Here is a 23,173-nt window from a genome sequence, read left to right as displayed (position 1 = left end):
GGGCCGGTGGGGCGGGGGCGCGCTGCGGCGGCGGTTCAACGGGCATGGGCGAGCTTTCCTTTGACGACGACGAGCAGGTGCCGGACCTCGGGGGCCCGAACGGCGAGGGCGGTGCCGGCGAAAAGGGCCGGCACCAGCAGCGCGCCGGCCGCCGCGCCGGCCAGCGGGTCGGCGGGCAGCGCGGCGAGCGGGCCGCCCACCGCGACCGCCGCGGCGGCGGCGACGGCCAGCCGGCCCAGTCCGGCGGCGATCCGGCGCACCGGGACGGCGACGACCCGGGTGCCGAGTCCGTGCAGCAGCAGGACGGCGGTGGTGGTGATGCCCGCGGCGTTGGCGGCCGCGAGGCCGGGCGCGCCCCACCAGCGGGCCGCGGGCAGCCCGGCCCCGGCGGTGACCAGCAGCCCGGCGGCCATCGCGCCGGCCGGGTACCAGGTGGGCCGGCCTTCCGCGAAGAACGGCCGGATCAGCGCCCCGGCCAGGCTGTGCCCGAGCAGCCCGAGCGCGTACACCCGCATCACGGCCGCGGTGGCGGCGGTGTCGGCGGCGGTGAACGCCCCGCGCTCGAAGAGGACGCCGGTGATCTGCGGGGCGCAGGCGGCCACGTACGCGGCGCCCAGCAGCACCACCAGCCCCGCCAGCGTCAGGTCCCGGACCACCCGGCGGCCGGCCCGCGCGGGCTCCCCGTCGGCGACCGCCCGGGCCACGACCGGGAAGGTGACGGTGCAGATCATCAACGACAGCACCATCGGCATCTGGGCGACCTTCTGCGCGTAGTTGAGGTGCGAGATGGCGCCGGCCGGCAGACCGGAGGCGAGGAACCGCTCGACGAGGACCTGTGCCTGCCGGCCGACGGCGAAGCAGACGACCGGCGCCAGCAGCCCGGCCACCGGCAGCCCGGCCGTCCCGCCCGCGACCGCCCGGCGGAGCCGTGGCGGCGGCAACGCCCGTACGAACGACGGGAGTTGGACGGCCACCATCAGCGCGCCGCCGAGCGCCACCCCGGCCGCGGCGGCCCGCACCCCCCAACGGGCGTGCAGCGCCAGCATCGTGCCGATGATCGTGAGGTTGTAGGCCACGTAGATCGCGGCGGGCGCGGCGAAGCTGCGGTGGGCGCGCAGCGCCGCGCTGAGGTAGCCGGCGACGCCGAAGGTGAGGACGGTCAGCGCGGTCAGCCGGGTGCAGTCGACCGCCGCGGCCGGGTCGGCGAGCCCCGGCGCCAGCAGCCGGACGAGCAGCGGGGCGCCGGCCGCGAGCAGCGCGGAGCCGCCGGCCAGCGCGGCGCACAGCCGGGGGAGGGTGGCGCCGAGCAGGGCCCGTACCGGGTCGGCGTCGGCGTCCCGCGATCCGGGGGCCGCGGCCCGCGCTGCCAGCGCCCGGCTGAACGCGGGCACCAGCAGCAGCGCCATGGCGTCCTCGATCAGCAGCGTGGCCGCCGTCTCGGGCACCGTCCAGGCGACCAGGAACGCGTCGGTGGCGCCGCCCGCGCCGAACAGCCGGGCCAGGGTCTGGTCGCGCAGCAGACCGCCCAGCGCACCGGCGGCGGTGAGCCCGGCGGTGAGCGCGGCGGCCCGCGCCAGGAAGCGGCCGAGCGGGGCGGAGGCACCGGGCGCGGCCGGCGCGCCGCCCCGGCGCACGGTGGCGGGGGCCCCGGTCACCGCGCCGCCGTCCCGCCGCCCGGCACCGGCCACCGGCCGGGCGCCAGCGCCCACCAGCCGACCAGCCCGAGCGCCACCGCGGTCAGCACCGTCGACGGCCCGCCGATGTCGGCGGAGAGGAAGTCGACGGCCTGCCAGACCAGCAGTCCCGTCGCGGCGAGCCCGCAGTCCGTGGCGCGCCGCCCGCGGCGGGCCGCGCGCAGCCGCCGCACCCCGCCCACCAGCAGCACCGCCCAGCCGCCCACCAGCGCGGTCACGCCGATCAGCCCCTGCTCGGAAAGCGCCAGCAGGTACATGTTGTGCGGGGAGAGCAGCGGCTCACGCCGGAAGGCGACCCCGGCGCCCGCGGTGTCGCCGCCGGACGACAGGCCGAGCGAGGCGTGGCCGTCCCGTTCGGCGGGGAATTCCTTGAGCCCGGCGCCGGTCAGCGGGTGGTCGCGCCAGATGCCGGCCGCGGCGGCCCAGAGCGCGTAGCGGTCGGTGACCGAGCGGTCCGGGGCGTCGGAGACCGCGCCGATGCTGGCGATGCGTTCGCCGAGCAGATCGGAACCCGTCCCGGCCCCGGCCAGCACCACGGCAGCGGCGGCCAGTACGGCCAGCGCCGGTACGGCGACCCGGGCGCCGGCCGCCAGCAGGACGGCCGCGCCGGCCACCGCCGTGGCGATCCAGGCGCCCCGGCTGAACGACACCGCGAGCGGCACGGTCAGCACCGCGGCGCAGGTCAGGGCGGCCGGCCGCTGCCAGCGCGGGGCCCGCGGGCCGGGTGCCAGGCCGAGGGCGAGCGCCGCCGTCAGGCCGTAGCCGACGGCCGTGGCCATCCCCATGACGTCCAGCGGCCCGAAGGTGCCGACCGCCCGCACCTCGCGCCCCATATAAGAGGCACCGGTCGCGGTCAGGTACTGGTGCACGCCGATCGCGCCCTGCACCAGGGCGAGCAGCACCAGGGCACCGGCCAGCACCCGGAAGTCCCGGGCGTCCCGCAGCGTCAGCAGCAGCGCCGCCGGTACCAGGACGAAGATCTGCAGATGGCGGACGAGACCGGGCAGGCTCGCGGCCGGGTCGGCGGAGGTGACGGTGGCCAGCGCGAGCGCGGCGACCGGCGCGCCCAGGACCAGCGCCGCGGTCCGGCCGAGCGGCCGGGGCCGGTGCCGCAGCAGCCGCAGGCCGCACACGACCACCAGGACCGCGGAGGCGGCGTCGGCCGGGGTGACCGTGCCGGCCGCGGTGACCGCGGCGGTGTCGGCGGGCGCGCACAGCAGCAGCACCGTCGCCAGCGCGGGGAGCAGCGGCGCGCCGTGCCGGACCGGTGCCCGGGCCCGGTCCGCGGCGCACCACGGCCCGGCCGGGACGGACGCCGCCGCGCCCGCGCTCATCCGCGCTCCCGCCGCAGCAGCGCACCGGCGGTGCGCAGCAGGATCCGCAGGTCCTGTCCCAGCGACCAGCCGTCGATGTAGAGGTTGTCGAAGCGGGCCCGGTCCTCGATGGAGGTGTCACCGCGCAGCCCGTGCACCTGCGCGAGCCCGGTCAGCCCGGCCGGCATCCGGTGCCGGGCCGCGTACTCGGGGTACTGCCGGCTGAACCGCTCCACGAAGAACGGGCGTTCCGGGCGCGGCCCGACCAGGCTCATGTCGCCGCGCAGCACGTTCCACAGCTGCGGCAGCTCGTCCAGCGCGGTGCGCCGCAGCAGCCGGCCGACCCGGCTCGTCCGGCCGTCGTCCTCCGGCACGGTCCAGCTGGTGGCGGGGTCGTGGTCGTCGTCGGGGCGCAGGGTACGGAACTTCAGCAGGGTGAAGGGGCGTCCGCCGCGGCCGATCCGCTCCTGCCGGAAGAGCACGCCGGGCCCGTCGGCGAGCCGTACCGCCAGCGCACAGCCCAGCAGCAGCGGGGCCGCGGCCAGCAGCGCCGGTCCGACGAGGGCCAGGTCCAGGGCCCGCTTCCGCCGGCCGCCGAGCCGCGGCGGGGTGGTGTCCAGCGGGCGGCAGGCGAACCCCCACAGGTGGTCGGTGCCCGGCTCCGGCGGCCGGCCCTCGCGGCCCGCCGCGGCGCCGGCCAGCCAGATCGCCGAGCCCTGGTCGACGAAGCGCCGCAGCAGCGCGGCGGTGTGCGGATCGCCGTACGGCGGCACGGTGAACACCGCGTCGCGGACGGTGTTGCCGATGACGGACCGGGTGATGTCCTGGAAGGACGTCAGCCGGGGCAGCCGACGGGCCGCGCCGCCCGTGGACACCTCGGCCGGGCCGGGCACCACCGGGGCCGGCGGTACCAGGCCCACCGGGCGCATGCCGTACTCGGGGTGGGCCAGCAGCGCGGCGGCCAGCTGCCGGGCGGCCGGATCGGGGCCGACGACCAGCGTGGCGCGCGGTCGGCGGCGGGCCAGGTTGCGGCGCGCCCGGTGGACCATGGACCGGCCGCCGCACACCAGGAGGGAGTGCGCGGCCACCGTGGACCCGAGCGCGGTGAGCGGCAGCGCCCGCCCGGGTGTGACGGCGGCGAGCAGCGCGGCCGCCGCGCACCAGCACACCAGGGCCCGGCCCAGCAGCGCGGGCAGATCCTCGAGGACGCTGGGGGCCGGGCCGGGGCGGTAGAGCCCGGCCCGGACGTGGAGCAGCAACAACGCCGCCACGAGGGCGCCGAGCACGGCCGGCCGGATGTCGGGGCCCAGGGCGAACGGTGCCGCGCCGACGACGGCGAGCACGTCGACGGCCACCAGCGGGACCACCCGCCGCCGCCGGCCGCGGCCGGCCCGGGGCGGGGGCAGCGGCTGCCACCGGGGGCCGCGCGGCGGGTGGACCACGGGCGCCGCCGGGCGGGCCGCCGCGGGCGGCCGGACCGGGGCGGAGGGGTGCGCGTCCGCGCGCTCGGTCGTCATCGTCCGCTCCGCTCCCCGCGCCCCGGGCCGGCTGCCCCGAGCAGTTCGCGGTACAGCGCCACGACCGCGGCCGCGGTGCGCCGTACGTCACCGGCCGCCCGGGTGTGCGCCAGGGCCCGGGCGCCCAGTTCGGTGCGCAGCCGAGGCCGGGTCAGCAGCCCGCGCAGCGCCTGGGCGAGCGCGGCCGGGTCGCCCGGCGGCACCAGGCAGTGCGCCGCGGCGCCCGGCGGCAGGGCCTCCCGGGCGCCGCCGACGTCGGTGACCACGACGGGCCGGCCGCAGGCCATCGCCTCCAGCGGGGCCAGCGCCATGCCCTCCCAGCGCGACGGCAGGACGGCCAGATCGGCCGCCCGGTACCAGGGGACGGTGTCCGCGGCGGCGCCCGCGAACCGCACGCCGGGCGGCGCCCCGGTCCGCAGCCGCGCCCGGTCCGGGCCGTCACCGACCAGCACCAGCACGGCGTCCGGGACCGCGGTGCGCACCGCCGGCCAGGCCCGCAGCAGCGTCCGCTGGTCCTTCTGCGGGCACAGCCGCCCCACGCACACCACCAGCGGGGCGTCCGGTGCGAGTCCGGCGAGCGCGGGCAGCGAGCGGCGCAGCGCGTGGCGGGCCGCGGCGTCGTCGTACGCGGGGGAGCAGCGGTGCAGGTCCACGCCGTTGCGGACCACCGCCCACCGGCCGGGCACGCCGGCCGCTTCGCCCCGCCGCCGCTCCGCCTCGCTCACGCACAGCACCCGGTGCGTCCAGCGCGCGGCGTACCGCTCCCAGCCGACCGCCAGCCGCGCCGCCGTCCCGCCGGCCGCTTCGAAGGACCAGGCGTGCGGCTGATGGACCGTCGGGATCCGGCCCCGGACGGCCAGCCGGGTGGCCAGCCCGGCCTTGGCGCTGTGCGTGTGCACGAGGTCCGGGGACAGCCGCCGGATCAGCCGGGCCAGCCGCCCGGTCTCGCCGGGCAGCGCCGGACCGGGGGCGCGGCGGGCGGGCCAGGGGGCTACCTCGGCGCCCGCCGCCGCGGCGTCCCGCAGCAGTGCGCCGTCCGGCGGCGCGGCCACCACGGTCCGCAGGCCCGCGGCGACCTGGGCGCGCACCAGGTCGGCGACGACCCGGGCCACCCCGCCGTCGACGGGCTGGGAAATGTGGAGCACCGTTGGCCGCTCACGGGACCTCAGCTCTTGCGCCGCCACGCACCGCTCCCCTGATCACCGGGCCGACAGAACTCTTTTCCGGCGGAATTTGCCGTGGAATTCCCGCAGCGCGCCGCTCAGCGCCGGGTATCGGTCTGCACGAAGAGCGCGCCGAGCAGATATCCCGGCCGGTGCGCGGAGAAGCGGAAAGTGAGCCGGTCGCCGCCGGACCGCAGGGCGGCCGGCAGTGCCAAGGCCGCCGGCGCGCATACGAGGCCGCGCCCGGTGCGGTCCGTCGACTTCCGCATGTCTTCCTCTCCGACTTCTATCAGTCAAACAGGAGAGCACTCTGACAGAAATCATGTTGGAAACCGCGGCAGGCACGCGCGCATCCGGGCCGGCGATCCCGAACGGCGGAATGACGCACTGAAATGGCGGAACGATCTTTATGCCAATAGGGTTAACCACCTCCTGTAGGGGTGGACGCCCGCGTCTCTGACGTATTTCGTTCGTTGTGACCGGTGCCCCATTCGCGAACTGAAAGGAGAATGGGATGAAGCGGTTTATCAAGACCGCCGCTATGGCCTCGGCCAGCTGCGCGCTCGTACTCAGCGGCGCAGGGATCGCATCCGCCAGCGGGGACGGCCACAACGGCCACAACGGCCGTCACGGCCGCCACCACGGCCACCACCACGGTCGTCACTTCGAGCGTTACGACCACCGTGGCTTCTACGGCCACCACAGCGGTGCCAACGCCTATGGCTTCGCCGCGGGCTCCCCGGGCATCCTGAGCGGCAACAACGTTCAGGTGCCGATCAACATCCCGATCAACATCTGCGGCAACAGCCTCAACATCGCCGCGCTGTTGAACCCGGCATTCGGGAACGTCTGCATCAACAGGTGACCCGACCGCCGGTCCGTACGGACCTCGGACCGGCACCGGGTCGTGGTGTAGTCGGCGGATCTCCCCTGACTTCGGTCTGGGGTGGTCCGCCACTCCGCCTCTCCACCGTCCGCCCGCCCGCCCGACCTGCGTCGGCGTCCTCGGGGGCACCGGCGATACTTGACCGCATGGCGAAGAGCAGGCGCGGGCGCGGCGGCGTGGAGACCGTCACCGAGACGGTGGACGGCGGGCTCGCCGAGCTGCGGCCCGACCGGGACCGGCCGCGCGGCTGGACCCTGCTCCTCGACGGCGCCCCGCAGTCCCACGTGGACCTCGACGACCCCCGGCGCCTGGACTTCTCGTACCAGCGGCGGCTCGGTCACATCGCCGACCTCGCCGGACCGCCCGGACAGCCACTGCGCGTCGTCCACCTGGGCGGCGGCGCACTGACCCTCGCCCGCTACGTCGCCGCGACCCGCCCGCGCTCGACCCAGCAGGCCGTGGAGATCGACACCCCGCTGGTGGAGTTCGTCCGCCGGCAGCTGCCGTGGGACCGCACCTGGCGGATACGGATACGCGGCGGCGACGCCCGCGCGGGCCTGGCCAAGGTCCCGGACGGCTGGGCCGACCTGGTCATCGCCGACGTCTTCCGCGGGGCCCGCACCCCGGCGCACCTGACCAGCACCGAGTTCGTCGCGGACGTCCGGCGAGCGCTGCGCCCCGGCGGCCATTACGCGGCCAACCTCGCCGACGGCCCGCCGCTTACCTTCCTGCGCGGCCAGATAGCCACCGTCCACACGGTCTTCCCCGAGCTCTGCCTGATCGCCGACCCCGCGGTGCTGCGCGGCAAGCGCTTCGGCAACGCCGTCCTGCTGGCCGCCGACACCGCCCTCCCGGTCGCCGAGCTGACCCGCCGCGCGGCCACCGACCCGCAGACCGGCCGGGTCGAACACGGCAGGGCGCTGGCCGACTTCACCGGCGGCGCGGCCCCGGTCACCGACGCCACGGCCGTCGCGTCCCCGGCCCCGCCGGCCGGCACGTTCGCCTGAGGGGCGCGTGCCGGCGGTGCCCGCCGGGACGGCTCACGTCGCGTTGTTGCTGGTCTCCACCGTCGGCGGATGGCCGTTCCAGGTGCAGATCACCGAGGTGTGCCCGCCGCCGCCCGTGAAGTCCACCCGGATCCACCCCTGCTGCTTCCACACCTGCATCTCCCAGCCCGAGTTCGGCGTCGCCGACACCAACTCGGCCGCGGAGCCGCCCAGATCGAAGACCACCCGGCCGCCCGAGGTGGCGTAGCTCTTGACCCGGCCGTCGGAGGCGCCGTACGGGCCGCCCGGCGCCGTGGTGGGCGGGCGTTGCGAGCGGGTGCCGCCGGTGTGCGAGGGCGCGGCCGACGGGCCGGTGGTGGACGGCCGGTGCGAGGCCGGGGCGGACGGTTTGGGGCGGTGGGTGGAGGAGGCGCGGGGCGTCCCGTCGCCGTCGGCCTGCGCCCCCGAGGAGGACACCTGGTCGGAAAGGGGCAGCGCGCGCGGCGCGTCGTAGGCGGTGCCGGACAGCACGGTGTGCACGCCGAACCACGACAGCGTGACCGCGGCGCCGGTCGCCAGCGTCCAGGCCGCCGCGTGAACCAGTCCTCGTTGCATCCGGCTCATACTGCACCACCGGACACCCCCGTCGCAGCCCGCGAGAGTGGGTGGAACGCACCGCTCCGGCGTCAACCTCCGGTAAAGAACCTCCCTCCGATGGCGTACGGTGCCGCCCATGGCACGTGTGCTCGTGGTCGAGGACGACCAGTTCGTACGCTCGGCCCTCATCCGGCATCTGACCGAGGCGGCCCATACGGTACGCAGCGTCGGGACCGCCCTGGAGGCGCTGCGCGAGGTGGCGCACGTCGGTTTCGACGTGGTCATCCTCGACCTGGGCCTGCCCGACCTGGACGGCGGCGAGGCGCTGAAGATGCTGCGTGGCATCACCGACGTCCCGGTGATCATCGCCACCGCCCGGGACGACGAGGCCGACATCGTGCGGCTGTTGAACGACGGCGCCGACGACTACCTCACCAAGCCGTTCTCCGTCGAGCACCTCTCGGCGCGGATGGCGGCCGTGCTGCGCCGCTCCCGGGCCGGTGCGGCCGGCGCGGAACCCCCCTCACGAGTGATCCGGGTCGGCGGGCTGTCCATCGACCCGCTGCGCCGTCAGGCCGAGCTCGACGGTGCCCCGCTGGACCTCACCCGCCGGGAGTTCGACCTGCTGGCGTTCCTCGCCGGGCGGCCGGGCGTCGTCGTCCCCCGCAAGGAACTGCTCGCCGAGGTCTGGCAGCAGTCCTACGGCGACGACCAGACCATCGACGTCCATCTGTCCTGGCTCCGCCGGAAATTGGGGGAAACCGCGGCGAAGCCCCGTTATCTGCACACCCTGCGGGGTGTCGGTGTGAAGCTGGAGCCACCGCGATGAAGGGCCGTGCGCTGTGAGGTGGGCCCTGGTCAAGGTGGCGCTGGCGGTCACCACGATGGTCGTGGTGGCGTTCGCCGTGCCCCTCGGACTCGTCGTCAAGGAGATGGCCAGCGACCGCGCGTACTCCAACGCCGAGCGGCAGGCCGCCACGATCGGCCCGGTGCTGGCCATCACCACCGACCGCACCCAGCTGGAACGGGCCGTGGCCAGCGCCGAGACCGGCCCCGGCGGACGCATCGGTGTCCACGTCCCGGCGAACGGCAAGAACGGCAGGCCCGCCGAAATAGGCACCCGGCGCGCCGCCCCCGCGGACGTGGCCGCCGCCGTCAAACTCGGCCGGGCCTCCATCTCCCCGGTCCCCGGCGGCACTTCCCTGCTCCAGCCGACCGCCGTGGCCTCCGGCATCGCCGTCGTCGAGGTGTTCGTCCCGGACGACGCGCTCACCAACGGCGTCACCACCTCCTGGGTCGTGCTGGCCGGCGTCGGCCTGGCGCTGGTCATCGGCTCGGTCGCGGTCGCCGACCGGCTCGGCACCCGGATGGTGCGCCCCGCCGAACGGCTCGCCGGCGCCGCCCACGACCTCGGCCACGGCCAACTCGGCGTCCGCGTCCAGGAGGACGGCCCCAAGGAACTGCGGGCCGCCGCCACCGCCTTCAACTCCATGGCCGACCAGGTCGTCCAGCTGCTCGCCAACGAACGCGAACTGGCCGCCGACCTCTCGCACCGGCTGCGCACCCCGCTCACCGTCCTCCGGCTCAACGCCGCCTCCCTCGGCGACACCCCGGCCGCCGAACAGACCCGCTCCGCCGTCGCCCAACTGGAGCGCGAGGTCGACCAGATCATCCGCACCGCCCGGGAACAGAAGGCACACACCCAGCAGGCGGCGGCCGCGGCCGGCTGCGACGCCGCCGAGGTGATCCGCGAGCGGATGGCCTTCTGGTCCGCGCTCGCCGAGGACCAGGGACGCACCGCCCGCGTGGCCGGCGCCGACCGCCCGGTCCGCGTGCCGGTCGCCCGCCCCGAACTCGCCGCCGCCCTCGACGCGATGCTCGGCAACGTCTTCCGGCACACCCCCGAGGGCACCGCCTTCGCTGTCGACGTCCACAACGCCGAGGACGCGGTGATCGTGCTGGTCTCGGACGCCGGCCCGGGCATCGCCGACCCCGAGGCGGCACTGCGCCGCGGCCACGGCGGAGGCGGTGAGGGCTCCACCGGGCTCGGGCTGGACATCGTCCGCCGGCTGGCCGAATCCACCGGCGGTGACGTCCGCATCGGCCGCTCCGTCCTCGGCGGCACCGAGGTGCGCGTCTGGCTCGCCCTGGACGGCCGGCGGGGCCCGCGCGGCACCCGCCGCGGCCACCGGCTGCGCCGCACGCTGCGCACCCGCGGCCGGCGGCCCGCCCGCACCGCCTCCTGAGCGTCCGTCACCGGGCATAGGCCGGGGGTCTTAACCACCGCCTTCCGCTTCCTTAAGGCCGCCATAATTCCGCCAACGTCCGTACGGATCCCGGCATTTGTCCGTTTCGCTGTCGCTAGCGTGCGAGGCACACCGACTTCCCCCGGTGCACCAGCCACCCCCCACGTGACGACAGGCAGGCCCCGATGAGTTCCTCCGCACACCGCCGGCGCAAGAGCCGCACCAGCAAGCTGATCCTCACCGGCGCGGCCGCCGCGGTCGCGGCCGGCGGCGCGTTCGCCGTCGCCGGCTCCGCGCTCGCCGACAAGGCACCGCGCACCCCCCGCACCAAGGCCGCGGCCGGCTTCGCCCCGTACGTCGACACCTCCCTCTTCCCCGCCTACGACCTGGCCGGCACCGCGCGGAAGACCGGCGTGAAGAACTTCAACCTGGCCTTCATCACCTCCGGCGGCGGATGTACGCCGAAGTGGGGCGGCGCGGTGGACCTCGGCAACGACCCGGTGGCCAAGCAGATACCCGCGCTGCGCAAGGCCGGCGGCGACGTCCGGGTCTCCTTCGGCGGCGCCAACGGCTCCGAGCTCGGCGTCGCCTGCAGCTCCGCCGACCAGCTGGCCGCCGCGTACGGCAAGGTCATCGACCAGTTCAAGCTCACCCGGGTCGACTTCGACATCGAGGGCGGCGCGCTGCCCGACACCGCCGCCAACACCCGTCGCGCCCAGGCCGTCGCGCGCCTCCAGAAGAGCCACCCGGGACTGGACGTCTCCTTCACCCTGCCGGTCATGCCCGAGGGCCTGACCCAGGACGGCGTGAACCTGGTCGCCGACGCCAAGAAGAACGGCGTGAAGATCTCCGCCGTCAACATCATGGCGATGGACTACGGCTCCTCCTACAACGGCGACATGGGCACCTACGCCACCCAGGCCGCCACCGCCACCCAGGGCCAGCTCAAGAAGGCCCTCGGCCTGAGCGACGCGGCCGCCTGGAAGACCGTCGCGGTGACCCCGATGATCGGCGTCAACGACGTCCAGAGCGAGGTCTTCAAGACCGACGACGCCACCCAGCTGGTGACGTTCGCCAAGAGCAAGCACCTGGGCTGGCTGTCGATGTGGTCCGCGACCCGCGACCAGGCCTGCGCCGGCGGCACGTCGAACTCCGCCCAGCCGACCTGCAGTTCCATCGACCAGCGCCCGCTGGACTTCACCAAGGCCTTCGGCGCGTACACCGGCTGACCCCCACCGGCGGTCCGGCCCCCAACCGGGGCGGACCACCGTCCCACGGGGGCGTCTCCGTAAATCCCGCCGGGCTGACGGAGGAGACGCCCCTCACGCGGGGCGCAGCGGGCCTCCCCCCACCCGCTGCGCCCCGCCCCGTACCGCCTCCCGGAAGGCGATCGGGGTGCGGCCCGTCCGGCGCTGGAAGAACTTGCTGAAGTTCGTGGCGTCGGCGAAGCCCAGCCGGTCCGCGATCCGGGCCGCGGACTGGTCGCCGTGCGCCAGCAGCCGCTTGGCCTCCAGCACCACCCGGCGGTCGATGAACTCCTTCGCCCCGACCCCGGCGGTGGCCTCGGTGGCCCGGGACAGGGTGCGCGGCGCGTACCCCAGCGCACGGGCGTAGTCGCCGACCCGGCGGCTGCGGGTGAAGCCCCGCTCCACCGCGTCCCGGAACCGCAGATAGGTCTCGCCCGCCGGGCAGCTCCCCGCGTCCCCGCCCGCCCCGTCCGGATGCGCGGCCCGTAGCACCAGTACGGCCAGCAGATGCCGCAGCACCTCCAGATGGATCTCCAGCGGCAGCCCGCCCAGCGCACCGAACTCGTGGTGCAGCTGGCCCATCGCCTCGGCCACCCGGCGCGCCGCCGCGCCCCGCGGATGCCGTACGGGCGGCCCGTACCAGTCCTCGATCCGGGCCGCGGCCGCGGTCGCCGGGTCCAGGAAACCCGCCTCGAAGAGCACCAGCCGCCCCTCCGCGCCCGTGAGATCGCCGAAGTGCTGCACCTGCCCGGGGCGCGACCACAACAGGTCGCCCGGTGCCAGCGGGTGCTCGCGGAAGTCGACGCTGTGCACCAGCCGGCCGCGGTCGAGCAGCAGCAGGTGGTGGAAGCCGGGCCGGTGCGGGGTGGACAGCTGGCAGGCGTCCGCCCGCTCCCGCAGCTCGGCGAGGGTCAGCACCTCCACGCCCGACGGCCGCCCGGCCGGCGCGAAGAACGCCACCTCCCGGATCTCCGGAACCGGCTCCTCGCCCCCCTGTCGCTTTCTGACCATGCCCGGTCCCTCCGCTACCCCGAAAACCCCCGTTGGTGGCCCTAGCGTAGGAGACGTCAGCGAGACCGCTGACCGAAAACGGAAGTCCGCACCCGGACCCACCGGCCACCCCGTACGACCGGCCCACCCCGGTCACACCGCACAGCTGGGAGATCCACCATGTCCACGATCGCTCTCTACGGCGCCACCGGCACGATCGGCAGCCGCATCCTCGACGAGGCGCTGCGGCGCGGTCACCAGGTCACCGCGGTCGTCCGCGATCCGGCGAAGCTCACCACGAGCCACCCGGCCCTCACCGTGACCACCGGGGACGTCCTCGACCCGGCCTCCGTCGCCGCGGTCGCCGAGGGCACGGACGTCGTGGTCAGCGCGGTCGGCGGCGGCGACGGACCGGGGCACCTCGCCACGATCAAGCCCGCCGCCGAGTCCCTCGTCGCCGGGCTGCGCACCCTCGGCGCGGCGGCGCCCCGGCTGATCGCGGTCGGCGGCGCCGGCTCGCTCCGTAGGCCCGACGGCAAGCAGGTCTGGGACGCCGAGGGCCTGCCGGAGTTCCTGCTCCAGATCATGCACGCGCACGGCGACGCGCTGGACCTCTACCGCTCGGTCTCCGACGTGCGCTGGACCAACCTCAGCCCGGCCGCCACCATCGCGCCCGGCGAGCGCACCGGCACCTACCGCACCGCCACCGACGACCTGATCACCGACGCCGCCGGCGAGAGCCGGATCTCCGCCGAGGACTACGCGGTCGCCCTCGTCGACGAGATCGAGCGCCCCCGGCACATCGGCGAGCGCTTCACCGTCGGCTACTGAGCGGCCCGCCGCCGCTGCCCCGGCAACACGAAGGCCCCCGATCAGAGATCGGGGGCCTTTCAGTGGGGTGAGTAACGGGACTTGAACCCGCGACATCCTGGACCACAACCAGGTGCTCTACCAGCTGAGCTATACCCACCATGACCGGTGCTGTGTGGTTCTTTTTCCCCACCGGCTGAGAAAAAGTGTACAGGGTCTTCAGGGGTGCTCGCGCCCAGGTTTCCGGCCGGGGGAGCGTGGGCGTGTCTTCCGGGTCACCGCGGCTGCGGCGACGACCCGGAAGACGGCCCGGGGTGGGTCACGACGACGGCGCGGACTGCGGCGAGACCGGCGGTGCGGACTCCGGCGCCGGCTCGGCCGGCACCACGTGCTTGGCGGCGATGGCCTTCGCGGTGTCCGAGTCGGGGCCGGGCTGCGGCACGAAGACCGCCTCCCGGTAGTAGCGCAGCTCCGCGATGGATTCACGGATGTCCGCCAGCGCCCGGTGGTTGCCGTTCTTGTCCGGACTGTTGAAGTAGGCACGCGGGAACCAGCGCCGGGCCAGCTCCTTCACGGACGACACATCGACGATCCGGTAATGGAGGTGACTCTCCAGCGCCGGCATGTCGCGCAGCAGGAAGCCACGGTCGGTGCCGACGGAATTGCCGCACAGCGGCGCCTTCCCCGGCTCCGGCACATGCTGCTTGATATAAGCGAGCACCTGCGCCTCGGCCGCCTCCAGCGTCGTCCCGCCGTCCAGCTCCGCCAGCAGCCCGGAGGCGGTGTGCATCTGGCGCACCACCTCCGGCATGGTGCGCAGCGCCTCGGCCGGGGGGCGGATCACCACATCCACCCCGTCGCCCAGCACATTCAGCTCCGAGTCGGTGACCAGTGCGGCCACCTCGATGAGCGCGTCGTTCGCCAGCGAGAGACCGGTCATCTCGCAGTCGATCCACACCATGCGATCGTTCATACATCTCACCCTACGGGGCGCTCGCGCTGTCCGGGGAGCACGGGGCGGCCCGCAGCCCGGCCGACCGCGGTCTCCGGCAGCCTCGGGGCGTACGCGTCCGACTGCGGTTTGGCCGCCTCGGCCGCCTCCGCCAGGCCGTGACCGGCCAGCGCGGCCGCGGAGAACCCCGCACCCGCCCCCAGTGCCGCCCGCTCGCGCTCCGGCCGCTCGGCCCGCTCGGGTCTGAGCGCGGGCTCGGGCGCACCGTTCTGCGGCCGGCGCGCGCGGTAGGCCGCGCGGTAGGCGGCCGGCGAGGCCCCCAGCTGGCGCCGGAAGTGGCCGCGCAGCGCGACCGGCGACCGGAACCCGCAGCGGCCGGCGACCTCGTCCACCGAATAGTCGGAGGTCTCCAGCAGCCGCTGGGCCTGCAGCACCCGCTGGGTGATCAGCCACTGCAGCGGCGCGCTCCCGGTGAGGGAACGGAACCGCCGGTCGAAGGTGCGCCGACTCATGTACGCGCGCGCGGCGAGCGTCTCCACGTCGAACTGCTCGTGGAGGTGCTCCAGCGCCCAGGCGACGACCTCGGCGAGCGGGTCGGCGCCGATCTCCTCCGGTAATGACCTGTCCAGGTAGCGCTGGTGGCCGAGGTCGGAGGCGGTGCGCCGGGGCGGCACCACCAGCCGGCGGGCCAGCGCGTTCGCGGCGTCCGCGCCGTGGTCGGTGCGCACGATGTGCAGGCACAGGTCGATGCCGGCGGCGGTGCCCGCGGACGTCAGCACGTCGCCGTCGTCGACGAACAGCTCCCGCGGGTCCACGTGGACGGACGGATAACGCTTGGCGAGCGTCGGCGCGTACATCCAGTGGGTCGTGGCCGGCCGGCCGTCGAGCAGTCCGGCCGCGGCGAGGACGAACGCCCCCGTGCACAGCCCGACGATCCTGGCCCCCTCTTCGTGCGCCCGGCGCAGCGCGTCGAGCGCGGCGGGCGGCGGGGCCTGGGTGATGGAACGCCAGGCCGGTACGACGACCGTCCCGGCACGGGAGATCGCCTCCAGCCCGTAGGGGGCGGACAGCTCCAGCCCCCCGGTCGTGCGCAAAGGTGCATCTTCGCCCGCGCACACAAGTAGCCGGTACCTCGGAACCCCGGCGTCCTGTCGGTCGATGCCGAAGACCGAGAGCGGAATGGAGCTCTCGAAAATAGGGCCGCCGCTGAAGAGAAGCACCGCGACTATTTCGCGGCGCCGTCGGGCGGCGAGCTTGCGTGCGGCATCTGGTACGGCAGCGGAGTCCTGGCTCATGGCACTTAAGCCCCCCTCGGTCGTCTCGCCCTCTCGGTCCTGCACAGCTCCCCCGCCGTCACTACCAAGATCGAATCTACTGTGTTCCGTGAGGATGGAGTGCCAAGTTCACCACCCGCTGGTATGTCGATATGGCAACTTGGCGCGAAGCATTCGATCACGAAGCGTTCCACTCGTCGGCCCTGCAAGGGAAGTACGCGTCTCGGCTCTGCCCGTTCGCAGTAGGACACAACCATGCCCAGCGGTCCTTTCCTCCCTGCTCACACCAGGGTTGGGGGGTGTGGGGAGCAAGGTGCGGGCGCTGGCCGGAAGTTGGCTGAAAACGGTCGTGCGCGGACTTGTAGGCGCCTCAGTCGACCGGCGTACGCCGTTCGCCGTGCCGCCCGCCCCTGCGCGCCCGCGCCCCGGAACGTCCGCTTCTGTCCCGTTGTCGTCCGGCGGCGCGCCTGCGGAGTCCGGCCGCGGACCGTTCGGACCGCCGCAACAGGGCGCGGCAGGCGCCGGTCACCAGGGCGAGACCGGCGGCGGTGCCGGCCGCGCCGGCCCACGAGGCGCCACTAATGATCAATACGAAGGGGACCAGGGCGCAGCTGAACGCTCCCCAGCGCACGACATCGCTCACTGGGTCGGGTGATCTGTCGGGCGGCAACGGCACCTCGTGCTCCCCTCGGGCGGGCTGCTACTACAACGCCGCCGACGATCTTGGGTCACCGCGAGGGGTACGTACGGGGGCAGGACGGGGCATTGCCATCCGCGCCACGCTCCGGCATGCTCCGGGGAACGTTCGAGGCCCCCGGTCCACCTCGTCCGGGCGCCCGGTGCCCGCGGCGGGCTCTGGGCAGCGGGGGAGTGGCGCCGTACTCTTGGGGTATCGGCTTGGGAAGATGATTCCCAGTCGTATCGTTCCTCTTTGAACTATGGCTCCCGGTCCTCGATCGAGCCAGCTCAGTCAACTGCCGGATCAAGTCAATCGCCGTTCCCCGTTCGCCCCTCCGCAAGAGGACGTCCTCGCCGAGACACCCCATGGCCGGTCACGAAATCCCCGAACCCGCGGACCGCAAGCAGGTCGCCGATCCGATGGCGGACCTGGAAGCGGCGGAAAAGACGCGCCACTCCTGCGATCCGGCATTCCGGCACGGCGTCGTGGTCGGCTTCGACGGCTCCATGTCGAGCGAACGGGCGTTGGCGTATGCAATCGGTATCGCGCGGCGCCACGGCGCCGGGCTGATCATCGTCCACGTCGCCAACCGGCTCCCGACGACGGTCTGGGCGGGCTGCGAGCCCCCGGTCTTCGTCGACGTACCGGACCACCGCACCGAGGTGCTCGGGCTGGAGCTGGCCTGCGCGGACCACCTCTCCGAGGTGCCCTGGATCCTGGTCGAGCGCGGCGGGGACATCTGCCACGAGCTGGAGGAGGTCGGCCGGGAGTACGAGGCCGACGCGATCGTGGTCGGCTCGACGCACGGCATCGTCGGCCGGATCTTCGGCTCGGTCGCGGGACGGCTGGCCCGCCGGGCGCAGCGCCCGGTCATCGTGATCCCCTGACGGATCGGTTCTTCTCCCCGCCTCCCGCGCACAGTTGAGGAGGCGTCAGCAACGGCCCGCGTCGGCGGTTCCTCCTCTCTCGTGAAGCGGAAGAGGTGGATTGTGCGCCAAAGAAGGGTAGAAAACGGTCACGTGGGCGCGCCGCAACCACGGGCCCGGCGGCCGCGCGCACGGCAACTGCGTGCTGCCGGCCGGGAAGTGACGGTTCCCAGGCGGTGGCATCCCGCCGGCGTTTTGGGCGACGCCGGCGCAGGGGAGGCGGCGGCGTCGCGCGCGTAATGGTGGCACGCGCGCGACGCGGTCGCCGGTGGGCGACTACTCCACCGTCACCGACTTGGCGAGGTTGCGGGGCTTGTCGATGTCCCGGCCGAGGGCCAACGCCGTGTGGTAGGCGAGCAGTTGGAGCGGGATGCCCATCAGGATCGGGTCCAGCTCGGGCTCGTTCTTCGGGACGATGATGGTGTCGTCGGCCTTCTCCTGGTCCTGGTGCGCGACGGCCAGGATGCGGCCGCTGCGGGCCTTGATCTCCTCCAGGGCGGCGCGGTTCTTCTCCAGCAGGTCGTCGTCCGGGACGATGGCGACGGTCGGCATGGCGGGCTCGATGAGCGCCAGCGGGCCGTGCTTGAGCTCCGAGGCCGGGTAGGCCTCGGCGTGGATGTAGGAGACCTCCTTGAGCTTCAGGGAGGCCTCACGGGCCACGGGGTAGCCGCGCACCCGGCCGATGAACATCATCGACTTGGCGTCCGCGTAGGCGGCCGACAGCTTCTTGATCTCTTCCTCGCCCTTGAGGATCTCGTCGATCTGGCCGGGCAGCTTGCGCAGGCCCTCGATGATCCGCTTGCCGTCCGCGACGGACAGGTCGCGGATACGGCCCAGGTGCAGGGCGAGCAGCGCGAAGGAGACCACCATGTTGGTGAAGCACTTGGTGGACACCACGCAGACCTCCGGGCCGGCGTGCACGTAGATGCCGCCGTCGGTCTCCCGGGCGATCGCCGAGCCGACCACGTTCACCAGGCCCAGGACCCGGGCGCCCTTGCGCTTGAGCTCCTGGACGGCCGCCAGCACGTCGTAGGTCTCACCGGACTGGGAGACCGCGACGTAGAGGGTGTCGGGGTCCACGACCGGGTCGCGGTAGCGGAACTCGGAGGCCGGCTCGGCGTCCGAGGGGATGCGGGCCAGCTCCTCGATCATCTGCGCGCCGATCTGGCCGGCGTGGTACGAGGTGCCGCAGCCGAGGATCTTGACCCGGCGGATGGTGCGGGCCTCGCGGGCGTCGAGGTTGAGGCCGCCGAGGTGCACGGTGGAGAACCGGTCGTCGATCCGGCCGCGCAGCGCGCGGTCCACCGCGTCCGCCTGCTCGGAGATCTCCTTGTGCATGTAGGTGTCGTGGCCGCCCAGGTCGTACGACTCGGCCGCGTACTCGACCGTCTCCGGCGTCGCGGTCGTCCGCGAGCCCTCGGTGGTGTACGTGCGGTAGTCGTCGGCCTTGAGGGTGGCCATCTCGCCGTCGTCGAGGGTGACGACCTGGCGGGTGTGCGAGACCAGCGCGGCGACGTCGGACGAGACGAACATCTCGTGCTCGCCGATGCCGAGCACGACCGGGGAGCCGTTGCGGGCGACCACGATCCGGTCGGTGAAGTCGGAGTGCAGCACGGCGATGCCGTAGGTGCCCTCGATGTGCCGCAGCGCCTCGCGGACCTTCTCCTCCAGCGTCTCGGCCGGGGAGCGGCCGATGAGGTGCGCGAGGACCTCGGTGTCGGTCTCGGAGGCGAAGACGACGCCGTCGGCGGTCAGGCGGGCGCGCAGCTCGGCGGCGTTGTCGATGATGCCGTTGTGGACGACGGCGATCTTGCCCTCGGCGTCCAGGTGCGGGTGGGCGTTGTCGTCCGTGGGCGCGCCGTGGGTGGCCCAGCGAGTGTGCGCGATGCCCGTGGTGCCGGCGAACCGCTTCGGCAGCCGGGCCTCCAGCTCCCGGACCCGGCCCTTGGCCTTGGCGGTCTTCAGGCCCGCGGACTTGCCGGTGCCGCTCGCGTGGAGGGCGATGCCGGCCGAGTCGTAACCGCGGTACTCCAGGCGGGCCAGGCCCTCCAGGAGCAGGGGAGCAACATCACGTTTGCCGATGTAGCCGACGATCCCGCACATACAGTGACCCTCCGAGAAAGACGTGTGTCGGTTGTGGTGTGCCCGGTGCCTGCCGGGCGCCTGTGCCGTGGACCGGCCCGCCGTGGACCGGCCGGCCGTGGACCTCAGCCGTAGACGAGGCGGCGCAGCTGGCGGGCGGAGAGATCGGGCGGGGCCACGGCGCGGTGCGGCATCTCGTGGCGGATCCGTTCGAAGATCTCCTCGTTGCGCAGCCCCTGGGACTGCAGCTCCCGATGGCGTCGGCGGACGAACTCCTCCGTCGTCTCGTCGAAGTACGCCAGCACGTCCAGCACCACCCGGGTGGCCTCACCGCGCTGCAGCGGTGTGCTGCGCACCAGGTGTTCCACCAGGTCTTCGTGTGGCGCATCAGCGCGGTTCCGGCGTTCGAGCACCCGTCGATACTGCGGGGCGCCGTCGGGATTCGCAAGAAATCTGCCCGATATCGGGCACGTCCCCGGTTTGGGTGCGGGAAAGTGGTCTACACCTTGACCCCGTTCCAGGCTCGCGGTACGCATGGTCACCGCTCGGTCGCTCCATGCCATGACATGCCCGACGCTCGCCGAAGGGACCGTCGATGAGACGACGCAGACTGCTGGGTCCGCTGCTGGCCGTGGCCGCGGCGCTGGGAACCGCCGCCGCACCGCCCCCCGCCGCACGGGCCGCCGCCCCCACCGTCCCCCTCGACCGGGTCGTACCCGCCCCGGCATCCGTGCACGAGGGCGGCACCCCGTACACGATCGGCGCCGGCACCCGCATCCGCGTGCCCGGCGGCTCCGGCGACGTGCGGCGGATCGCCGGCTATCTGGCGGGCCTGCTGCGCCCCTCCACCGGCTACGCCCTGCCGGTCACCACCAAGGACGGCGACGGCATCGTGCTGCGGCTCGGCGGCCGGGGCACCGCCGAGCTGGGCGCGGAGGGCTACCGGCTGCGCGCCGACGGCCACGGCGTGACGATCGGCGCCCGCCGGCCCGCCGGCCTCTTCCACGGCATCCAGACCCTCCGCCAGCTGCTGCCCCCGGCCGCCGGGGAACACCGCGAGCAGGCCGGGCCCTGGAGGATCGCCGGCGGCACCGTCACCGACACCCCGCGCTACGGCTACCGCGGCGCGATGCTCGACGTGTCCCGGCACTTCTTCACCGTCGACCAGGTGAAGCGCTACATCGACCAGCTGGCGATGTACAAGATCAACAAGCTGCATCTGCACCTCTCCGACGACCAGGGCTGGCGGATCGCCATCCGCTCCTGGCCGCGGCTGGCGACCTACGGCGGCTCCACCCAGGTGGGCGGGGGCAAGGGCGGCTACTACAGCCAGGACGACTACCGCGAGATCGTCCGCTACGCCGCCGACCGCTACCTCACCGTCGTCCCCGAGATCGACATGCCGGGCCACACCAATGCCGCGCTGGCCTCGTACGCCGACCTCAACTGCAACGGCGTCGCGCCGCCCCTCTACACCGGCACCAACGTCGGCTTCAGCTCGCTGTGCGTCCCGAAGAAGGTGACCTACGACTTCGTCGACGACGTCGTCCGCGAGCTCGCCCGGCTCACCCCCGGCCCGTACCTCCACATCGGCGGCGACGAGGCGCACTCCACCAGCCACGCGGACTACGTCACCTTCATGGACAAGGTGCAGCCGGTGGTCGCCAAGTACGGCAAGACCGTGATCGGCTGGCACCAGCTGACCGGCGCGCACCCGGCGAAGGGCGCCCTCGCCCAGTACTGGGGCTACGACGCCACCGGCGCGGCGGAGCGGCAGCAGGTCGCCGACGCGGCCCGGAACGGCACCGGGCTGATCCTCTCGCCCGCCGACCGCGCCTACCTCGACATGAAGTACGACAAGGACACCCCGCTGGGCCTGTCCTGGGCCGGCTACGTGGGCGTCCGGCGGGCGTACGACTGGGACCCGGGCAGCTACCTCCAGGGCGCGCCCGGCGAGGCGATCCGCGGCGTCGAGGCACCGCTGTGGTCCGAGACCCTCTCCACGTCCGCGCACATCGAGTACATGGCCTTCCCGCGGCTGCCCGGCATCGCGGAGCTCGGCTGGTCCCCCGCGGACACCCACGACTGGGCCTCGTATCGCGAGCGGCTGGCCGCCCAGGGCCCCCGCTGGGACGCGCTGGGCATCCACTACTACCGCTCACCGGAAGTCCCCTGGCCGACGGCGTGACGGGGCGCGCCACGACGTAGCGGTGCGCGCCACGGCGTAACGGTGCGCGCCACGACGTAGCGGTGCGCGCCACGGCGTAACGGTGCGCGCCACGACGTAGCGGTGCGTGCCACGGCGTAACGGTGCGCCGCACGACGTAGCGGTGCGGCGCACGGCGTAAGGCGCCCGCCGTACGCGCCACAGCGCCCGCCACGCCCGCCGCAGCGCCCGCCGTACGCGCCACAGGCCACGCCCCTGTACGCGCCACAACGTGATGGGCCTCGGAATTCCACCGGAGCCCACCACGTTGTGGCCCCACAGGGGGCGCTCGTACCCCCTACGGGATCTGTTTGGCCCCGCCCTAAGGGACCTGAAGGGCCTAAGGGGCCTGAAGGACCTGAAGGACCTGAAGGACCTGAGGGACCTCAAGGGCCTGAAGGACCTTCGGGATCTGGGGAAGCTGAAGGATCTGAAGCCCCCGCAACGGACCTAGAACCCCAGCTCCCGTGCGATCAGCATCCGCTGCACCTCGCTCGTGCCCTCGCCGATCTCCAGGATCTTGGCGTCCCGCCACATCCGGGCCACCGGGTACTCGTTCATGAAGCCGTACCCGCCGTGGATCTGGGTGGCCTCGCGGGCGTTGTCCACCGCGATCTCGGAGGAGTACAGCTTCGCGAGCGCCGCCTCCTTCTTGAACGGCTCGCCGTGCACCAGCCGGGAGGCGGCGTCCCGCCACGCCAGCCGGGCGGTGTGCGCCCGCATCTCCATGTCGGCGAGCTTGAACTGGATCGCCTGGTTGGCGCCGATCGGCTTGCCGAAGGCGTGACGTTCCTTCGCGTACGTCACCGACTCGTCCACACAGCCCTGCGCCAGGCCGGTGGCCAGCGCCGCGATGGCGATCCGGCCCTCGTCGAGGATCCGCAGGAACTGGGCGTAGCCGCGGCCCTCCTCACCGAGCAGGTTGCCGGCCGGCACCCGGACGTCCGCGAACGACAGCTCGCGGGTGTCCGAGGCGTTCCAGCCGACCTTGGAGTACGGGGCGGCGACCGTGAAGCCGGGGGTGCCGGACGGCACGATGATCGAGGAGATCTCCGGGGAGCCGTCGGCCTTGCGGCCGGTGACCGCGGTGACCGTCACCAGGCCGGTGATGTCCGTACCGGAGTTGGTGATGAAGCACTTGCTGCCGTTGATCACCCATTCGTCGCCGTCCCGCACCGCGGTCGTGCGGGTCGCGCCGGCGTCCGAGCCGCCGTCCGGCTCGGTCAGGCCGAACGCGCCGAGCATCTCGCCGCTGCACAGCTTGGGCAGCCACTCGCGCTTCTGCTCCTCCGTGCCGAAGCGGTACAGCGGCATGGCGCCCAGCGAGACGCCCGCCTCCAGGGTGATCGCCACCGAGGAGTCGACCCGGGCGAGCTCCTCCAGGGCGATGCCGAGGGCGAGGTAGTCGCCGCCCATCCCGCCGTACTCCTCGGGGAACGGCAGGCCGAACAGGCCCATCCGGCCCATCTCCTGCACGATCTCGTACGGGAACGCATGCTGCTCGTAGTACTCGCCGATCTTCGGGGCGACGACGTCATGCGCGAACGCCTCGACCGTACGCCGGAGTTCCTCCAGCTCTTCGGGCAGACGGTGGTCCAGGGACAT

The 23,173-nt window shown here is 73.9% G+C and carries 19 protein-coding genes, 1 tRNA gene and 1 pseudogene; 8 read left to right on the top strand and 13 right to left on the bottom strand.

Going from position 1 to position 23,173, the window contains the following annotated elements; translation table 11 throughout:
- Positions 1-35 precede the first annotated feature (35 nt).
- From V2J85_RS37250 to V2J85_RS37230, 5 genes are all read right to left on the bottom strand, one after another.
- Positions 36-1,712 (bottom strand): lipid II flippase MurJ, encoded by a 1,677-nt coding sequence (locus tag V2J85_RS37250; RefSeq protein WP_419836868.1) that lies wholly within the window; start codon positions 1,710-1,712, stop codon positions 36-38.
- Positions 1,652-3,028, bottom strand: coding sequence for an O-antigen ligase family protein (locus tag V2J85_RS37245; protein ID WP_330824049.1), 1,377 nt, complete (start codon positions 3,026-3,028; stop codon positions 1,652-1,654). The genes V2J85_RS37250 and V2J85_RS37245 overlap by 61 nt, the downstream gene beginning before the upstream one ends.
- The gene (locus V2J85_RS37240) at positions 3,025-4,524 is read right to left on the bottom strand and encodes an exopolysaccharide biosynthesis polyprenyl glycosylphosphotransferase (RefSeq protein WP_330824048.1); all 1,500 of its coding nucleotides are present in this window, start codon (positions 4,522-4,524) and stop codon (positions 3,025-3,027) included. The genes V2J85_RS37245 and V2J85_RS37240 overlap by 4 nt, the downstream gene beginning before the upstream one ends.
- On the bottom strand, positions 4,521-5,660 hold the full coding sequence (locus V2J85_RS37235; protein ID WP_330824056.1) for a glycosyltransferase family 4 protein: 1,140 nt from the start codon (positions 5,658-5,660) through the stop codon (positions 4,521-4,523). Before V2J85_RS37235 ends, V2J85_RS37240 begins: the two co-directional genes overlap by 4 nt.
- Before the next feature lie 125 nt (positions 5,661-5,785).
- Positions 5,786-5,956 (bottom strand): hypothetical protein, encoded by a 171-nt coding sequence (locus tag V2J85_RS37230; protein WP_261951293.1) that lies wholly within the window; start codon positions 5,954-5,956, stop codon positions 5,786-5,788.
- 245 nt (positions 5,957-6,201) lie between these two features.
- Here V2J85_RS37230 and V2J85_RS37225 point away from each other — a divergent pair, with 245 nt between their 5' ends.
- Entirely contained in the window at positions 6,202-6,552 is a 351-nt protein-coding gene (locus V2J85_RS37225; protein WP_261951294.1) for a chaplin, read from the top strand.
- A gap of 167 nt (positions 6,553-6,719) precedes the next feature.
- Positions 6,720-7,580: a spermidine synthase gene (locus V2J85_RS37220; protein ID WP_330824047.1), complete on the top strand. Its 861-nt coding sequence runs from the start codon at positions 6,720-6,722 to the stop codon at positions 7,578-7,580.
- 33 nt (positions 7,581-7,613) lie between these two features.
- On the opposite strand, the gene V2J85_RS37215 is transcribed toward V2J85_RS37220, so the two are convergent.
- Positions 7,614-8,183: a hypothetical protein gene (locus tag V2J85_RS37215; RefSeq protein ID WP_261951296.1), complete on the bottom strand. Its 570-nt coding sequence runs from the start codon at positions 8,181-8,183 to the stop codon at positions 7,614-7,616.
- 109 nt (positions 8,184-8,292) lie between these two features.
- Here V2J85_RS37215 and V2J85_RS37210 point away from each other — a divergent pair, with 109 nt between their 5' ends.
- The 3 genes and pseudogenes from V2J85_RS37210 to V2J85_RS37200 all read left to right on the top strand — a co-directional run.
- On the top strand, positions 8,293-8,985 hold the full coding sequence (locus tag V2J85_RS37210; protein ID WP_261951297.1) for a response regulator transcription factor: 693 nt from the start codon (positions 8,293-8,295) through the stop codon (positions 8,983-8,985).
- A 13-nt stretch (positions 8,986-8,998) separates the two neighbouring features.
- Entirely contained in the window at positions 8,999-10,402 is a 1,404-nt protein-coding gene (locus V2J85_RS37205; protein WP_261951298.1) for a sensor histidine kinase, read from the top strand.
- A gap of 326 nt (positions 10,403-10,728) precedes the next feature.
- A pseudogene (locus tag V2J85_RS37200) lies at positions 10,729-11,631 on the top strand (chitinase); the annotation flags it as partial.
- Between the two features lie 93 nt (positions 11,632-11,724).
- On the opposite strand, the gene V2J85_RS37195 reads toward V2J85_RS37200, so the two are convergent.
- Positions 11,725-12,660, bottom strand: coding sequence for a helix-turn-helix domain-containing protein (locus V2J85_RS37195; RefSeq protein ID WP_330824046.1), 936 nt, complete (start codon positions 12,658-12,660; stop codon positions 11,725-11,727).
- A 159-nt stretch (positions 12,661-12,819) separates the two neighbouring features.
- Here V2J85_RS37195 and V2J85_RS37190 point away from each other — a divergent pair, with 159 nt between their 5' ends.
- Entirely contained in the window at positions 12,820-13,470 is a 651-nt protein-coding gene (locus tag V2J85_RS37190) for an NAD(P)-dependent oxidoreductase (RefSeq protein ID WP_261951300.1), read from the top strand.
- Positions 13,471-13,533: 63 nt separating this feature from the next.
- On the opposite strand, the gene V2J85_RS37185 is transcribed toward V2J85_RS37190, so the two are convergent.
- The 3 genes from V2J85_RS37185 to V2J85_RS37175 form a co-directional block, all read right to left on the bottom strand.
- Positions 13,534-13,609: transfer RNA gene (locus V2J85_RS37185), tRNA-His, on the bottom strand.
- A gap of 159 nt (positions 13,610-13,768) precedes the next feature.
- Entirely contained in the window at positions 13,769-14,422 is a 654-nt protein-coding gene (gene orn, locus V2J85_RS37180) for an oligoribonuclease (RefSeq protein WP_261951301.1), read from the bottom strand.
- Positions 14,423-14,427: 5 nt separating this feature from the next.
- Entirely contained in the window at positions 14,428-15,696 is a 1,269-nt protein-coding gene (locus tag V2J85_RS37175; protein WP_330824045.1) for a helix-turn-helix domain-containing protein, read from the bottom strand.
- A gap of 1,023 nt (positions 15,697-16,719) precedes the next feature.
- Between V2J85_RS37175 and V2J85_RS37165 the strand changes: the two genes are divergently transcribed.
- Entirely contained in the window at positions 16,720-17,241 is a 522-nt protein-coding gene (locus V2J85_RS37165; RefSeq protein ID WP_261951304.1) for a universal stress protein, read from the top strand.
- A gap of 315 nt (positions 17,242-17,556) precedes the next feature.
- On the opposite strand, the gene glmS is transcribed toward V2J85_RS37165, so the two are convergent.
- A complete protein-coding gene (glmS, locus tag V2J85_RS37160) occupies positions 17,557-19,383 on the bottom strand; it encodes a glutamine--fructose-6-phosphate transaminase (isomerizing) (RefSeq protein WP_261951305.1) in 1,827 nt (608 codons plus the stop codon).
- Between the two features lie 104 nt (positions 19,384-19,487).
- On the bottom strand, positions 19,488-19,775 hold the full coding sequence (locus tag V2J85_RS37155) for a hypothetical protein (RefSeq protein WP_261951306.1): 288 nt from the start codon (positions 19,773-19,775) through the stop codon (positions 19,488-19,490).
- 182 nt (positions 19,776-19,957) lie between these two features.
- Between V2J85_RS37155 and V2J85_RS37150 the strand changes: the two genes are divergently transcribed.
- On the top strand, positions 19,958-21,550 hold the full coding sequence (locus V2J85_RS37150; protein ID WP_330824044.1) for a beta-N-acetylhexosaminidase: 1,593 nt from the start codon (positions 19,958-19,960) through the stop codon (positions 21,548-21,550).
- A gap of 468 nt (positions 21,551-22,018) precedes the next feature.
- Here V2J85_RS37150 and V2J85_RS37145 read toward each other — a convergent pair whose 3' ends face one another.
- The gene (locus tag V2J85_RS37145; protein WP_330824043.1) at positions 22,019-23,173 is read right to left on the bottom strand and encodes an acyl-CoA dehydrogenase family protein; all 1,155 of its coding nucleotides are present in this window, start codon (positions 23,171-23,173) and stop codon (positions 22,019-22,021) included.

Origin of the sequence: Streptomyces bugieae (genome assembly GCF_036352915.1) — a bacterium.
Lineage (GTDB): Bacteria > Actinomycetota > Actinomycetes > Streptomycetales > Streptomycetaceae > Streptomyces > Streptomyces endophytica.
This window is presented reverse-complemented; position numbering and strand designations above follow the sequence as displayed.